This window comes from Winogradskyella sp. (assembly GCF_965656915.1).
Lineage (GTDB): Bacteria > Bacteroidota > Bacteroidia > Flavobacteriales > Flavobacteriaceae > Winogradskyella.
The window spans coordinates 17675-32100 of sequence record NZ_CBFHMI010000012.1; the positions used below are offsets into that span (position 1 = coordinate 17675).

Here is a 14426-nt window from a genome sequence, read left to right on the forward strand (position 1 = left end):
CTCTAAATCAAACGCTTAAAACTATTGTTGGGTTGTAAAAAATATTGTATTTTTGCAGCCCAATTTTAGTTTCAATAATAATGAACATTACAAGAGAAGACATCGACGCATTAAATGCAGTTGTAAAAGTGGATATCGCAAAAGAAGACTACAGCGATAAAGTTGAAAAAATCTTAACAGATTACCGAAAATCTGCAAACATTCCTGGTTTTAGAAAAGGACATGTACCAATGGGAATGGTAAAAAAGCAATACGGAAAAGCAGTGTTGGTAGATGAAGTAAATAAATTACTTCAAGATGCATTAGGAAAGTACTTAGTTGAAGAACAACTAGATGTTTTAGGAAATCCTCTGCCAAAACCTCAAGATGATTTAGATTGGGATTCAGATGCATTCACATTTGAGTTTGAGTTAGGTTTATCACCAGAATTCGATGTGAAACTAAAAAGTAAAAAAGCAATAACGCATTATAACATCGTTGCAGATGATAAAATGATTAATAATCAGATAGAGCATATCCAAAAGCAATATGGAAAATTAGTTTCTCAAACTGAAGTTACAAAAGATTCTGAGATTACAGGAAAGTTCACCAATGAAGAAAAAGGTATTGAGAATGTTGCTACAATTACTTTGGACAAATTAAAAGGAAAAACAAATTCTAAGAAATTTATCGGAGCTAAAGTAGGTGATGTAATTACTTTAAAAACAAAAAGTCTTTTTAATGACGATCATGATTTGATGAGCTTTTTAAAAGTACCTCATGATGATGCTCACGGATTAGATATTAATGTTGATTTTGAGGTATCAGAAATAAATGAGAGAGAGTTGGCTGACTTAGACCAAGATTTATTCGATAAGTTATTTGGACCTAAACAAGTGACTTCTGTAACTGAATTAAAAGAGAAAATTAAGGAAGATTCTGAAAAACAATTCACACAGCAAAGTGATCAGAAATTGTTGAATGATGTAACAGAATATTTAGTAGAAAGCACCAAGTTCGATTTGCCAGCAGAGTTTCTTCAGAAATGGATGCAAACGGCAGGTGAGGAACCAATGACAGAAGATCAGGCAAAAGAAGAATACGAAAAGTCTGAAAATAGTATGCGTTACCAACTTATAGAGGGTAAATTAATTCAAGAAAATAACTTACAAGTTCAGTTTGAGGATTTAAAAGCATATGCTATGGAAATGATAAAAGGACAAATGGCACAATTTGGTCAGATGAATCCTTCAGAAAAAGAAATGGAAGATATAGCTGCTCGTATTTTATCAAATCAAGATGAAGTTAAGCGCTTATCAGAACAATTAATGAGTCAAAAATTATTGAACTTGTATAAAACTGAAGCAAATCTTAAGACAAAAGAAATCACATATGATGATTTTGTTAAAGAATTCTACAGTTAACGGGTATTGAATAAATTAGTATCTTTAAGGCGTAGAACTGATAGGTTTTACGCTTTTTTTTTAATCAAAAAACAAATAAGAAATATATGAACTACGGAAAAGAATTTGAAAAGTTCGCAACTAAAGATCAAGGTGTTAGTAGCATGCATTACGATAAGATTATTACAAGTATGTATCCTACAAATCTTACACCAAATATTATTGAGGAACGCCAAATGAATGCGGTAGCAATGGATGTGTTTTCGCGTTTAATGATGGATCGCATCATTTTTTTAGGAACTGGTGTTAACGATCAGGTAGCGAATATTATACAAGCACAATTATTATTCTTACAAAGCGTTGATGCTTCAAAAGATGTACAGATTTATATCAATTCACCAGGTGGTAGTGTATATGCTGGTTTAGGTATCTATGATACCATGCAATTCATAAAACCAGATGTAGCTACCATTTGTACGGGTATAGCAGCATCCATGGCAGCTGTATTATTATGTGCGGGTGAAAAAGGAAAACGATCTGCGTTAAAACATTCACGTGTAATGATTCACCAACCAATGAGTGGTACACAAGGGCAAGTGTCTGATATGGAAATTGCAGTACGTGAAACGATTAAGGTTAAAGAAGAACTTTACAATATAATATCTAGTCATTCAGGTAAGTCTTATGAGCAAGTTGAAAAAGATTCAGATAGAGATTACTGGATGAGATCCAGTGAAGCATTAGATTACGGAATGATTGATGAGGTTTTAGAACGCAAGTAATTAAAAAAACGTTCGACTAACCATTACTAACTAGAATTAAAATTATGGCAAAAGAAGAATTAGAATGTTCCTTTTGTGGAAGGAAAAAGCCAGAAACTAATTTGCTTATTGCAGGATTAGATGCGCATATTTGTGATCGTTGTATTGAGCAAGCACATGGTATTGTAATAGAAGAATCTAAGCAAAGTGGTAATACAGAGCTTAGTGCCGAATTAATGCTGAGAATGCCTAAGGAGATTAAAGCCTTCTTAGACGAATATATAATAGGACAAGAGTACACAAAGCGTGTGATGTCTGTAGCGGTTTACAATCACTATAAGCGTTTACTACAGCCACCATCTGATGATGATATTGAGATACAAAAAAGTAATATCATTATGGTTGGGCAAACTGGTACTGGTAAAACTTTAATGGCTAAGACTATAGCAAGAATGCTAAATGTGCCCTTGGCTATTGTTGATGCAACAGTGCTTACAGAAGCAGGATATGTAGGTGAAGATGTAGAAAGTATACTAACTCGACTATTGCAGGCTGCAGATTATAATTTAGAAAAAGCGCAACGTGGTATTGTATTTATTGATGAGATAGATAAAATAGCGCGTAAAAGTGATAACCCATCAATTACCAGAGATGTTTCGGGTGAAGGTGTGCAACAAGCATTGTTAAAGCTTTTGGAAGGCACTGTTGTTAATGTACCACCTAAGGGAGGTAGAAAGCATCCAGATCAAAAATTTATAGAAGTTAATACAGAGCATATTTTGTTTATTGCTGGTGGAGCTTTTGATGGTATAGAGCGCGTTATTACTAAGCGATTAAATATGCAAGCTATTGGATATAGTTCTGTAAAAGATGATAATGTAGATGATGATAACATTTTACAATACATTATCCCAAAGGATTTAAAAGACTTTGGACTTATCCCAGAAATTATTGGTCGTTTGCCTGTGCTAACCCATATGGATCCGTTAGATGCAAATACGTTACGAGCTATCTTAACTGAGCCGAAAAATGCTATTATAAAACAGTACAAGAAACTGTTTGCTATGGATGAAGTAAATTTCAGTATCACCGATGGTGCGCTAAATTATATTGTAGAAAAAGCTATTGAATATAAACTTGGTGCGCGTGGTTTACGCTCGCTTTGTGAAGAGATCTTAACAGAAGCGATGTTTGATATGCCTGGCTCTGGTGAAACAAAACTTAATGTTACTAAAGCTTACGCTGAGAATAGGTTAAGTAAATCTACTTTGAAAAAACTCAAAGCAGTGTCTTAAATATAAAATAAGATTATAAAACAAAACCACAATTTCAATATTTGAGATTGTGGTTTTTTATTAGTTAGGGATTGATTAATATAATATTGCTTGCAATATTTTTATATATAATAAGGGATATTTTGTTTTGTTTAGCATATTTATTTACTACTAATTTATAAGCTTATTTTAAAGTAAATCTAATTCTATCTGTTTTTTGGTTAAAGCCGCTTTTATTCTCGTTAAACAAATAAGGTATGTCATTTTTTTCGTTAAAAGGTTTTTTATCGTCTCTTACTATAGCTGATTTTAGAAGATAATTTTAAAATGGCTTTAAATGCCATATCAGTATTTGCTTCTTCAGATTTAAATTGCAAAACATAATCATTAAATCCATCTTTTAATACTTTTAATTGATAGTTTTTAAATGCCTTTATTCTAAAACTATATGAAGCATCATCACCTATAGTTTGGCGCTCAATTTCATTGCCTAAATTGTCTAACAATAATACCGTTGAATTTGGTAAAATTTTGCCATCTTCATCTGTAACAACACCTTCTAAATCCTGATAGATAATTTCAGATTTAAAATGAAATAAATTGTAGCTATTAGTTTCACTACTCTTATTTGAAGAAAATACTCCAGTTTTATCGTCAATTAATAAAAACGCAATTTCATCATGTTTAGAATTTATAGATAAGCCTAAGTTTCTTGGCTTAGAGTACTCATCATTATAAGTATTTGATATAAAAATATCGTAGCCACCTATACTATTGTGACCAGTAGAAGAGAAATAAAATTCTTTCTTATCTTTCGATATGTGCGGATATTTTTCGTTTTTTGGAGTATTGATTGATGCTCCAAGGTTAATAGGTTGTCCAAGACTGCCATCTGTATATATTTTAGCCTTGTAAATATCAAAACCACCAAAACCGTCTTTCATGTCAGATGAAAAGTATAAATATTGACCATCAGCAGAAACGTGAGGATTTTCAACAGAATAATCATCATTGCTAATCGCTAATTCAATTTTATTTATCCATTTACCATAGGAGTCTTTTTCTAAATGTGCCATATACAATTTATAGTTGGCTTGGTCTCTTTGGCGACGAGTATAATAAATGGTATGCTCATCTGGTGAAAATGCCACTTTACCTTCATTGGCTTTAGTATTTAGTATTCTACTAAATAAAATGGGTTGAGAAAGTTTTCCATAAGCTTTGAAGCCTGCTCAGAATAAATCTGTATAAGGCTCATTGGTATGTTTGTCTATGCCGTTGCCTAGGCCACCGATTTTTTTAGAAGAGACAATGACAAGCCTATTTCTAAAGACAGCACTTGCGATTTCAGAATACTTCGAGTTAATTTTTGCGACATTAACAGTAAAAGCATATCCACTTTTATTTAAGTCATCGATTTTTGGATTGTTTTTGTGTTTTGTTGAGCCAGTAAAAAGTAGGGAGCAAAACATTAGTGCCGAGAATAGCACATGCGTAGTAGATTTCATAACGTAGGGATAATGGATTAATAGCAATAGCAATAGCAATAGCAATAGCAATAGCAAATTGCTACCTAAAGATATCTATGCTCAGAATTGGATATTTTTTTAGATATGAACGGGTATTTCTCCGTTTAGTAAGAAGAAATTGTTGATTTATTCGATGAAATTATACCTTATTTAAGCGAAGTAATTCATCTATGTATTCTCTGGAATTGGATAAACGAGGCACTTTGTGTTGACCTCCAAGCTTATCATTTTCTTTGAACCAATCATAAAATAAATGAGGTCTTGCACTATGAATTTTAGGTTTATTCAATGTCATATTATTATAACGTTTAGCTTCATAATCTGAGTTCAAAGCTTTTAAGGCATTGTCAAATAATTCTTCAAAATAAGACATATTTTCTGGTGGAGTTTTAAACTCTATGATCCATTCATGAGCACCTTTTCCCTTGCCTTGCATAAAAATAGGCGCAGCTGTGTAATCTACGATTTCAGATGCGGTACGTTTACAAACTTTCTTTAACGCATCTTCAGCATTTTCAATGATTAATTCTTCACCAAAGGCATTTATGTGGTGTTTGGTTCTTCCTGTTACTTTGATACGGTGAGGACTTAAACTAACAAATCGTATTGTGTCTCCTATTTTATATCTCCAAAGTCCGGCATTTGTTGTAATTATAAGGGCATAATTTTTGTTTAGTTCTACATCGCTTAATGGTATTACTTTCTGCTCACTCGTTCCGTAAGTATCCATAGGGATAAATTCGTAGAAAATACCATAGTCTAACATTAGTAATAAATCTCCAGAGTAATTTTGATCTTGTATAGCAAAGAAACCTTCTGACGCATTATATATCTCGTAATACTTAAATTGTTTTTTTGATAGAATTGCTCGATACTGATCTATATAAGGGTTAAAACTAACACCACCATGAAAGTAAACTTCGAGATTCGGCCATATTTCAAAAATATTATCCTTACCGGTTTTTTCTAGGATATTATTTAACAGCACTAACATCCAAGAAGGTACTCCAGCCAGACTAGTGACATTTTCTTTTGTTGTCTCATCTACAATAGCAGCCATTTTAGTCTCCCACTCACTCATTAAAGACACTCTGCTACTTGGTGTACTACTAAATTCTGCCCAAAAAGGCATGTTGTCAATAAGTATGGCACTTAGATCACCAAAAACAGTTCCGTTTTCTTTATAAAGTTCTTTACTACCACCTAACCGTAAGCTTTTACCTGTAAATAACTGTGCGTTTTCATTATTGTTAAGGTACATACACAACAAATCCTTGCTAGCGGCATAGTGACAATCTTCTAGAGAGTCGGTACTCACAGGAATGAATTTGCTTTTTGCATTGGTTGTTCCGCTAGATTTAGCGAACCATTTAATGGGTCTTGGCCAAAATATATTCTGTTCTCCACTGCGCGAACGCTCTATTTGAGATTGGATATCTTCATAAGTAACAATAGGAATTCTTTGGCTAAAATCTTTATATGTTCTAATTGATGCAAAATCATATTTTTTACCAACCTCAGTATCCCTGGCTAATTTTAATATACTAAAAAGCAATTCGTTTTGTACTTCATTTGGGTATTTTAAAAATAATTCGATTTGATGGAATCGTTTTTTTAAAAACCAAGAAGCAATAGAATTTACAATACGAATTGGCATGGATTGGCTATCTTTACGCTACTAATTAATGCTAAAAATACTAAAATTCTTTTATGGTTTACACAGGTGTCCTAACTAAAATGCAAACTGAATTTTTAGAACCAATTCAGTACTATTTGGTATTTAATAATGACTTCATTAATGTAAATCAGTTAATTAATAAAACTGTAAGTATCAAACTTATTGAGCATCAATGTTTAGGCTGTGGTCTAGATAGACCAATTTACAGACAAGGCTTTTGCAGAACGTGCTTTTTTGACAAGCCCATGGCCGGTGATTGGATAATGCGCCCAGAATTAAGTACTGCACACTTGGGAAAAGAGGATAGAGACTTAGAATACGAAAAGAATGTGCAACTGCAGCCGCATATTGTCTATTTAGCTAACTCTAGCAACGTAAAGGTTGGTGTTACCAGAAAAAGTCAGGTGCCAACACGCTGGATAGATCAAGGCGCACATGAAGCCATTGAAATTGTAGAAGTACCTAACCGCTATTTGGCTGGTATTACCGAAGTAGCATTAAAAGATTATGTCGCTGATAAAACCAATTGGCGTAATATGCTAAAGAATGATGTAAAGGATGAAGATTTAACAGAGTGGCGCAGTAAACTAAAAAACTATATTCCAGAAGAAGCAAAGGATTATTTTATTGACAATAATTCTGAAACACACCTCCATTTTCCTGTAGAACAGTATCCTGAAAAACCGAAGAGTCTAAATCTTAATAAATCCATTAAGTATCAAGGTAAGCTGGTTGGTATTAAAGGACAGTATTTAATTTTTGAAGATAATACTGTATTCAATATTAGAGCTAATGAAGGGTTGGTGGTTGAAATAGCTATGTAGATTGTTAGGATAGCGTTAAAGTTTATTTTGTTTAATAAAAATTAATTATTTTTAAACAAAAAAAGAAAGTGAAAATATCACCATTTGTTTATATCGCAATTACCACAGTCTTACTGGTAACTATTACCATAATGTGCTCTTTAAACTTTCCGTTTAATTGGGTGTTTTATTTAACTGTTATTGGCCAAGTGTTCGTTGTAATCATGGTATACGAAGTATTAAGAGATAATTATACAACAGATAAGACCTTCGAGCATTTTTACGAAGACAGACCAATAGAACCCCTTGAAATTCCAATTGAAAAAGAAAAATTCAGGTAGAGCAAATTTATTTGCACAAAAAAAGAGCAACCCATTGGTTGCTCTTTTTTTGTTAGATAATTTTAATTAATTACCTATATATTTTCTTGATCTCTTAAGCCCTGAATATATTGAGCCTTTTGGATTTCTCTTCTTCTCTTAACAGATGGCTTAGTGAAATAACGAGATTCCCTTAGGTTTTGCATAATCTGTACATTTCTGTGTTTACGCTTATAACGTTTAAGAGCACGTTCTATATTTTCTCCTTCTTTTATTTCGATTTTAATCATCTATCGATATTTTTTTGTTATCTAATTCTTGCAAATGGTCGGCAAATATATGCCAACTATTTGAAAATAAAAAATAAATGTAATATTTAAATCAGTTTTTTTAACCCAAATAAGTCTTTAGAATTTTACTCTTACTTGCGTGACGTAATCTTCTGATTCCTTTTTCTCTTATTTGTCTTACACGTTCACGTGTTAAGTCATAAATACTACCTATTTCTTCTAAGGTCATAGGTGGTTGATCTCCAATCCCAAAATTCAAACGTATTACATCACTTTCCTTTTGTGTTAAGGTTTCTAATGCACGATTAATTTCAGTATTTAATGACGCTTTCATTAAACTTTTATCTGGTCTTGGCGATTCACTTTCACTTACAACATCATATAAGCTAAAGTTTTCTCCGTCTTTTAATGGTGCATCCATTGATAAATGACGACCAGAATTCTTCATTGATTGCTTTACTTCTCTAACACTTATATCTAACTCTCTTGCAATTTCTTCAGCATTAGGAGGTCTTTGGTGAATTTGCTCTAAATGAGAAAACGTTTTGTTTATCTTATTTATAGTACCAATTTTATTAAGTGGTAAGCGTACAATACGAGATTGCTCCGCCAATGCTTGTAGAATAGCTTGTCTTATCCACCATACAGCATAAGAAATAAATTTAAATCCTCTGGTTTCATCAAATCGTTTTGCTGCTTTAACCAATCCTGCATTTCCTTCATTTATTAAATCCGGAAGTTTTAAACCTTGATTTTGGTATTGTTTTGCCACGGAAACAACAAACCTTAAGTTAGCAGTTGTTAATTTGTCTAAAGCTTCTTGATCACCTTTCTTAATTCGTTGCGCTAATTCTACTTCTTCATCTGCAGTAATCAAAGGAATTTTACTTATGTCTTGTAAATACTTGTCTAAAGATTTGTCTTCTCTGTTGGTTACCTGCTTGGTGATTTTTAATTGCCTCATGTATATAATTTAAAATTCGTCAACCCACAACATAACTTAATATTCCATATATCCAAAAAAAAAGACCAATAATTAACAAAAATTGGGAGAAATATGTGGCTTTTACGTAAAAATCAGTCACTTTTGGTTGAATCTTGAACTTTGTTGTTATTTTTATTTTTCTTATTTCCAAAAATATTACCTAGAACGTCCTTCACACCTTCTTTAACTTTATCTTCAGTAGTGCTTGTTTTTGTGCTATCAGTTTTTGTAGTCGTAGAATCGGTTTTAGTAGTATTAGAATTTCCACCCAAAGCACCGCCTAAAAGCTCATTTAATTTGTCTTTCCCTTTGCCAATTAGTTTTTGTTTCTGAATCTCAACCAGCTGATTAGTTAAATTTGAAATACCACTTGTTAAATCGGTGGTAATATTAGGGCTAGAAAAAGTACCGCTAATATTTGCCGTTACAGGTATAGTCATTTTGTTAACTCTAGGGTCATTGATTTGTCCAATTAACCTATTCACTTCACTACCTAAATATTTTGCAGGTACTATAAGCGTAGCATTGTAACTCATACTTTTATTAAAACCATGCGATCCTGAAACTTCTATTGGGACATCTTTATAACTTATAGTGAACGGTTTCACTGAAACCTGTCCGTTTTCAAAACTCAACTTAGTGGTAATGTCTTTTTCAAGTTGATCGAAATCAATAAAATTTAACTTACTATCTAAACTAGAAAGTAATGGACTTTTTGAAACATCAATATTAGACGTCAAGATTTCTGCAATGGCATTACCTGATATAGTGCTTAAGTCTGGTGAGAAATTTTCATCTAGTAAACCACTTACATCTATAGTTGAATTTAATTTACCTTGAATAACCTTAGCTATAGGTGCCAGCCCTTTAAGCATTTCTAAATCTTTAAAAGACTGGGAAATATTAAACTGTTTCATGGCCAATTGCATATCGAATTTAGGTTTAGCTTCCTTTGTAGAAACATTACCATTAATTCCTAATTTACCACCAAACAAGTCTGTGGTCATTTCACTTAAATTTGCATTTTGATTTTTAATACGAAGCTTTCCGCTAACGTTTTTTAAGTTTAAATTATCATACACTACATTTTGCGCATTGGCATAAATTACGCAATCCATAAAATTAGGAATTTTTAAAGATTCAGTGTCTGATGTGGTCTTGTTTGAAGATTCTCTAAACGACTCATCTTGAACCATAAAATCGGAAAATACAAAATTGTCTGACGTTACTTTAAAATCTCCCTGTAATTTTTTATCACTTAATAAAAAGCCTAGTAAATTGTTTATTCTACCAGTTGCGTAGAGATCGCTTTTCCCCGTAATTGCTCTAAAACTATTTAAGTTGACAACACCTGGCTGAAATGTCAGATCTGCATTACTAATTTGAATTGGATTAACAATATCTTCCGATGAAAAGATAAAGTCCAAAATTGAAACACTACCATTATTTTTAATGCGTTGATACGCATTAGTTTCAATGGCATTCATGTCAAAATTAGTATTCAATTTTCCTTTTAGAATACCACTGAGTTGATTTTCTAATTCAATAGGATAGGCTTTAGTTATGTTAGCTAGGTTCAGTACGCCATCTAAGTTGGCATTAACCAACATATTACCAGTTAAGTTCCTTATATGGGCTTCAGACTTAAAGATATCTTCATCTATTTTAAAATCTAGTGTATTTATGTCCAAATAAGTATCATCTGCTTTTCCTGTTGTGTTTTTTATTGAAGCATCAATTTTAATATTATCAACACGCTTTGGTAAATCAGGATATTTAAATGACGCATTGTCTGATCGCATAGTAATGTCAAGCATAGGAATCGTTTCTTCAGAAACTAGACCTTTAATTTTGCCTTCTACCGTGAAATTACCAGTGGTTTCTACGTCTTCAATATTTTTAGCATAGGTTTGAGGAATAACGGCTAAAAAGTCTTTAAATGTAGATTCAGGATTTTTAAAAGTGATATCTAATTGTTGACCATTTTCTACCATCTGCACATAACCGTTAAACTCTAACGGCAACGCATTTATAAAGCCTTTATTTTCTTTAAACGTGTATTTGTTCTGTTCTAAATCGAGATCAATGAGCGCATTTAGTTTTATACTATTATTTATTAAATAGGATGTACTATCGATACTTAAGCTGATTTTAGCTTCGGTTTCTGTAACTAACTCAGAACGTTCACCAGAGAAAATCCCATTTCCAAAATGATTAATTTCAGTGGCATAAAATGTTGTATTAGATGCTTCATCAATGTAGGTAAAAGCACTATTATTTAGCTCGTAATGTTCTATGTCAAAACTAAATTCACTTACAGTAGTATCTGTTGGTGTTGAGTTTGAGTTTTTTTCTTTTACAATATCATAATTTACGGAACCGTTTTTATTTGTTTTTAAAGTTAAAAGCAATTCATCAGCAATAATTTCATTCACCGCTAAAGGCTCTTGAGCACTATTTAATAATTGACCTATAGCCATTTCAAAAGATATAGCCTTAGCTGTTGCTAAAGTTTCATCTTTAAAAGGTGCCCTATTTGATATTTTTAGGTTTACTACACTAACTTCAGCTTTAGGGAAACTACTAATAAGGCTTAAGCTAATATCATCAAAGCTTAAGTCAGCATCTAAATTTTCATCGGCATAATTCTGTACTATGGTGTCTATTTTAGATTCTAAAACAAAAGGTATTGCAATAAGTATGACAATAAAAAGGAGTACGATGACACCAACTATTTTGAAAATTTTCTTCATATAGTTGTAGATTATATTATAATTACGCAAAATTCTTTAGAATAGTTGCTTTATGTATAAAGTTTAAGAAGATTTTAGTGTTTTTAGTACCCTTACAATAAATTTAATTCCTCATTTACTTTTAGCTTAAAACGTCTTCTAAATAGATACACACCAAGATAAAGAAAAGGTGTGTCAAAAAAGGCAACTAAAACTTTAAAAAGCAATCCACTTATTAAAAGGCCTTTAAAGCTAGACCAAGGTAAAACTTCAAAATAACATAAAAGGCTAATTATTGATAAGGTATCTATAAACTGAGAAACCCAAGTAGAGAAATTATTTCGTAGCCACAGATGTTTTCCTTGAGTTAAGTTTTTCCAAAAATGATAAATTTTAATATCAATAAATTGTGCAAATAAATAGGCAAACATGCTAGAGCCTACTGCAATGATAGTTTTACTAAAGACAAATTTAAAAGTTTCATCAGATAAGGGTGAATTGTCTAAAGCCGGCACAGCATCGGCAACTAATATAATAGCTACAGAAAACAAGGAGGCAAAAATACCAGCTAGAACAACATCGTTTGCACGTTTTCTGCCATAAATCTCACTAATTAAATCTGTAATTAAAAAGGTGATAGGATAGGGTAAAATACCAACAGAAATTTCGAAAAGGTTACTCCCAAAAATTTCGATATCTACAGGGTACCAATAAAAAAACTTCTGAAAAATTAAGTTTGAAACTACAAGTGAGGTTATAAAAAGCGCACCTAAAAACAGATAGATACGCTGTGCTAAAAGCTTGTCTTTTAGTTGCATTTAAATTTGTCGATAAATTGTTTAGGTAAAGATAATCTATTAAAAATTGTTTTAGTTATTTTGAGCTTTCAATGACAAAGGCAAAAAAAGTATACATCGCTCTAGGAAGTAATAAAGGCAACAAATTGCAAAATTTGCAGTCTGCTATTGATCTAATTTTTGCTAAAATAGGCACTATACAAAAGATTTCAAAAGTATACGAGACGCCAGCTTTAGGATTTGATGGTGATGATTTTCTTAACGCATGTATTAAAGTTGAAACAGATTTTAAACCAAAGAAGTTGATGAGCCAACTTCAGATTATTGAGAAGACTTTAGGTCGAAAGAAATCAACATCTAAGAGATATGAGTCGCGTGAAATCGATTTAGATATTTTGTTTTACGAGGGTGAGATTATTGACGAAAAGGATATTGTTATTCCTCACCCTGAAATGCACAAACGCAAATTTGTATTAAGGCCGTTATATGATATAGCCAAAGATATTGAACATCCAAAACTAAATAAAACAGTATCGGATTTGTTTGAGGAATGTAATGACGATTCTGAAATTGAACCGATTAAAATATGGCTAAAAAATCCTAAAAGGATTTATGGCTTCAGTGACTATAATTTTATAGCCATAGAAGGGAATATTGGTGCAGGGAAAACGAGTTTAGTGACTAAGATTTCGAATGATTTTAACGCAAAATTAATTTTAGAACGTTTTGCAGATAATCCATTTTTACCAAAGTTTTATAAGGAGCCAGAACGCTATGCCTTTACCTTGGAAATGTCTTTTTTAGCTGATCGTTATCAGCAAATAAGTGACGATTTATCACAACTAGACTTATTTAAGGATTTTATGGTCAGTGATTACGATGTGCATAAATCGCTCATATTCTCTAAGGTTACTTTACCAGAGGATGAGTTTAGATTGTACCGAAAATTGTTTTATCAAGTATATAAAGATATTGCCAGACCAGATCTATATGTCTATCTATATCAGAATACAGAACGATTGCAAGCGAATATTAAAAAACGCGGGCGTAAGTACGAGAAGGAAATTCAAGATGACTATCTCGAAAAAATAAACTCAGGTTATCTAAGTTTCTTAAGAAATCAAACCGAATTAAATCTCAAAATCATTGATATTTCAGATCGTGATTTTGTAAAGAACCGTGAAGATTATTTGTGGTTATTGAATGAGATAAATGATAAGTAATTTGTCATTCTTGAACTTGTTTCAGGATCTCATAGTATTCGCATAAAGTAAAGTAGTAATTCTCCCTTTTTCATTATCCAAAACAAATTCGTTTAGTACATTAACTTTATCAATGGCTAAATTAAATGGCTCAGCTAATAAATCAACTCCACTATTTTGTTTTAGACGAATTCCCTGACTTGCAATTTTATCTTTATTTGGTGTAAAGTCACCCTCAGGAAGATGCTCAGTAAGAATAATGTATTTATAATTTGAAAGCTTATCGACAATACGTTTTATTTCAGTATTCGACAAATGCTGTAGTACCTGTCTTAAAATAATGCAATCTGCTTTAGGAAGCTCATCTTTTGAAATATCGGAACACTGAAATTCTAAATTATCAGCTTTGAATTTTGATCTGTTTCTTTCAACAAGATCTTCTACAATATCTACGGCAATATACTTTTTAGTAAAAGAAGTTAAATGTTTACCAATATTAAAGTCACCACAACCTAAATCACAAACCGTTAAAGAACTATTGTGTGATTTTAAGAAGTCAGCTACCACTTTTGTATAAGAATTCACAATTCTAGAATTGTGAGAGCCTTCGCCAGAATAAAAATCAAACTCGTTTCCTCCCCAAAGATGATTCTTGTAAATCTGTTGCATTACA

The 14426-nt window shown here is 32.0% G+C and carries 14 protein-coding genes; 6 read left to right on the top strand and 8 right to left on the bottom strand.

The features are described 5' to 3' along the window. The first annotated feature begins 80 nt into the window (after positions 1–80). From tig to clpX, 3 genes are all read left to right on the top strand, one after another. Entirely contained in the window at positions 81–1403 is a 1323-nt protein-coding gene (tig, locus tag ACTG3Y_RS05420; protein WP_439151907.1) for a trigger factor, read from the top strand. Between the two features lie 86 nt (positions 1404–1489). Continuing rightward, complete coding sequence (gene clpP / locus ACTG3Y_RS05425; RefSeq protein ID WP_439151908.1) at positions 1490–2164, top strand: ATP-dependent Clp endopeptidase proteolytic subunit ClpP; 675 nt, start codon at positions 1490–1492, stop codon at positions 2162–2164. A gap of 44 nt (positions 2165–2208) precedes the next feature. After that, positions 2209–3438, top strand: a complete 1230-nt coding sequence (clpX, locus tag ACTG3Y_RS05430) for an ATP-dependent Clp protease ATP-binding subunit ClpX (protein ID WP_439151909.1) — start codon at positions 2209–2211, stop codon at positions 3436–3438. A gap of 263 nt (positions 3439–3701) precedes the next feature. On the opposite strand, the gene ACTG3Y_RS05435 is transcribed toward clpX, so the two are convergent. The 3 genes from ACTG3Y_RS05435 to ACTG3Y_RS05445 all read right to left on the bottom strand — a co-directional run bounded on the left by ACTG3Y_RS05435 (position 3702) and on the right by ACTG3Y_RS05445 (position 6603). Beyond that, positions 3702–4568 carry a hypothetical protein gene (locus tag ACTG3Y_RS05435; protein WP_439151910.1) on the bottom strand — a complete coding sequence of 289 codons (867 nt, stop codon included), beginning with the start codon at positions 4566–4568 and terminating at the stop codon, positions 3702–3704. Positions 4569–4649: 81 nt separating this feature from the next. Next, the gene (locus ACTG3Y_RS05440; protein WP_439151911.1) at positions 4650–4925 is read right to left on the bottom strand and encodes a hypothetical protein; all 276 of its coding nucleotides are present in this window, start codon (positions 4923–4925) and stop codon (positions 4650–4652) included. Positions 4926–5085: 160 nt separating this feature from the next. Further along, positions 5086–6603: a GH3 auxin-responsive promoter family protein gene (locus tag ACTG3Y_RS05445; RefSeq protein WP_439151912.1), complete on the bottom strand. Its 1518-nt coding sequence runs from the start codon at positions 6601–6603 to the stop codon at positions 5086–5088. Positions 6604–6656: 53 nt separating this feature from the next. Between ACTG3Y_RS05445 and ACTG3Y_RS05450 the strand changes: the two genes are divergently transcribed. Both ACTG3Y_RS05450 and ACTG3Y_RS05455 read left to right on the top strand, forming a co-directional pair. After that, the gene (locus tag ACTG3Y_RS05450) at positions 6657–7448 is read left to right on the top strand and encodes a DUF2797 domain-containing protein (protein WP_439151913.1); all 792 of its coding nucleotides are present in this window, start codon (positions 6657–6659) and stop codon (positions 7446–7448) included. A 68-nt stretch (positions 7449–7516) separates the two neighbouring features. After that, the gene (locus ACTG3Y_RS05455) at positions 7517–7768 is read left to right on the top strand and encodes a hypothetical protein (protein ID WP_439151914.1); all 252 of its coding nucleotides are present in this window, start codon (positions 7517–7519) and stop codon (positions 7766–7768) included. A gap of 74 nt (positions 7769–7842) precedes the next feature. Here the strand turns inward: ACTG3Y_RS05455 and rpsU are convergent, their stop codons facing one another. The 4 genes from rpsU to ACTG3Y_RS05475 all read right to left on the bottom strand — a co-directional run bounded on the left by rpsU (position 7843) and on the right by ACTG3Y_RS05475 (position 12572). Further along, on the bottom strand, positions 7843–8037 hold the full coding sequence (gene rpsU / locus ACTG3Y_RS05460; RefSeq protein ID WP_185790016.1) for a 30S ribosomal protein S21: 195 nt from the start codon (positions 8035–8037) through the stop codon (positions 7843–7845). A gap of 100 nt (positions 8038–8137) precedes the next feature. Further along, the gene (locus tag ACTG3Y_RS05465) at positions 8138–9001 is read right to left on the bottom strand and encodes a sigma-70 family RNA polymerase sigma factor (RefSeq protein ID WP_439151915.1); all 864 of its coding nucleotides are present in this window, start codon (positions 8999–9001) and stop codon (positions 8138–8140) included. Positions 9002–9114: 113 nt separating this feature from the next. After that, positions 9115–11775 (bottom strand): AsmA family protein, encoded by a 2661-nt coding sequence (locus ACTG3Y_RS05470; protein WP_439151916.1) that lies wholly within the window; start codon positions 11773–11775, stop codon positions 9115–9117. 92 nt (positions 11776–11867) lie between these two features. Beyond that, on the bottom strand, positions 11868–12572 hold the full coding sequence (locus tag ACTG3Y_RS05475) for a queuosine precursor transporter (RefSeq protein WP_439151917.1): 705 nt from the start codon (positions 12570–12572) through the stop codon (positions 11868–11870). Positions 12573–12643: 71 nt separating this feature from the next. Here ACTG3Y_RS05475 and folK point away from each other — a divergent pair, with 71 nt between their 5' ends. Continuing rightward, positions 12644–13774 (top strand): 2-amino-4-hydroxy-6-hydroxymethyldihydropteridine diphosphokinase, encoded by a 1131-nt coding sequence (folK, locus tag ACTG3Y_RS05480; protein WP_439151918.1) that lies wholly within the window; start codon positions 12644–12646, stop codon positions 13772–13774. Between the two features lie 21 nt (positions 13775–13795). On the opposite strand, the gene ACTG3Y_RS05485 is transcribed toward folK, so the two are convergent. Then, the gene (locus ACTG3Y_RS05485) at positions 13796–14422 is read right to left on the bottom strand and encodes a class I SAM-dependent methyltransferase (RefSeq protein ID WP_439151936.1); all 627 of its coding nucleotides are present in this window, start codon (positions 14420–14422) and stop codon (positions 13796–13798) included. Positions 14423–14426: the final 4 nt, after the last annotated feature.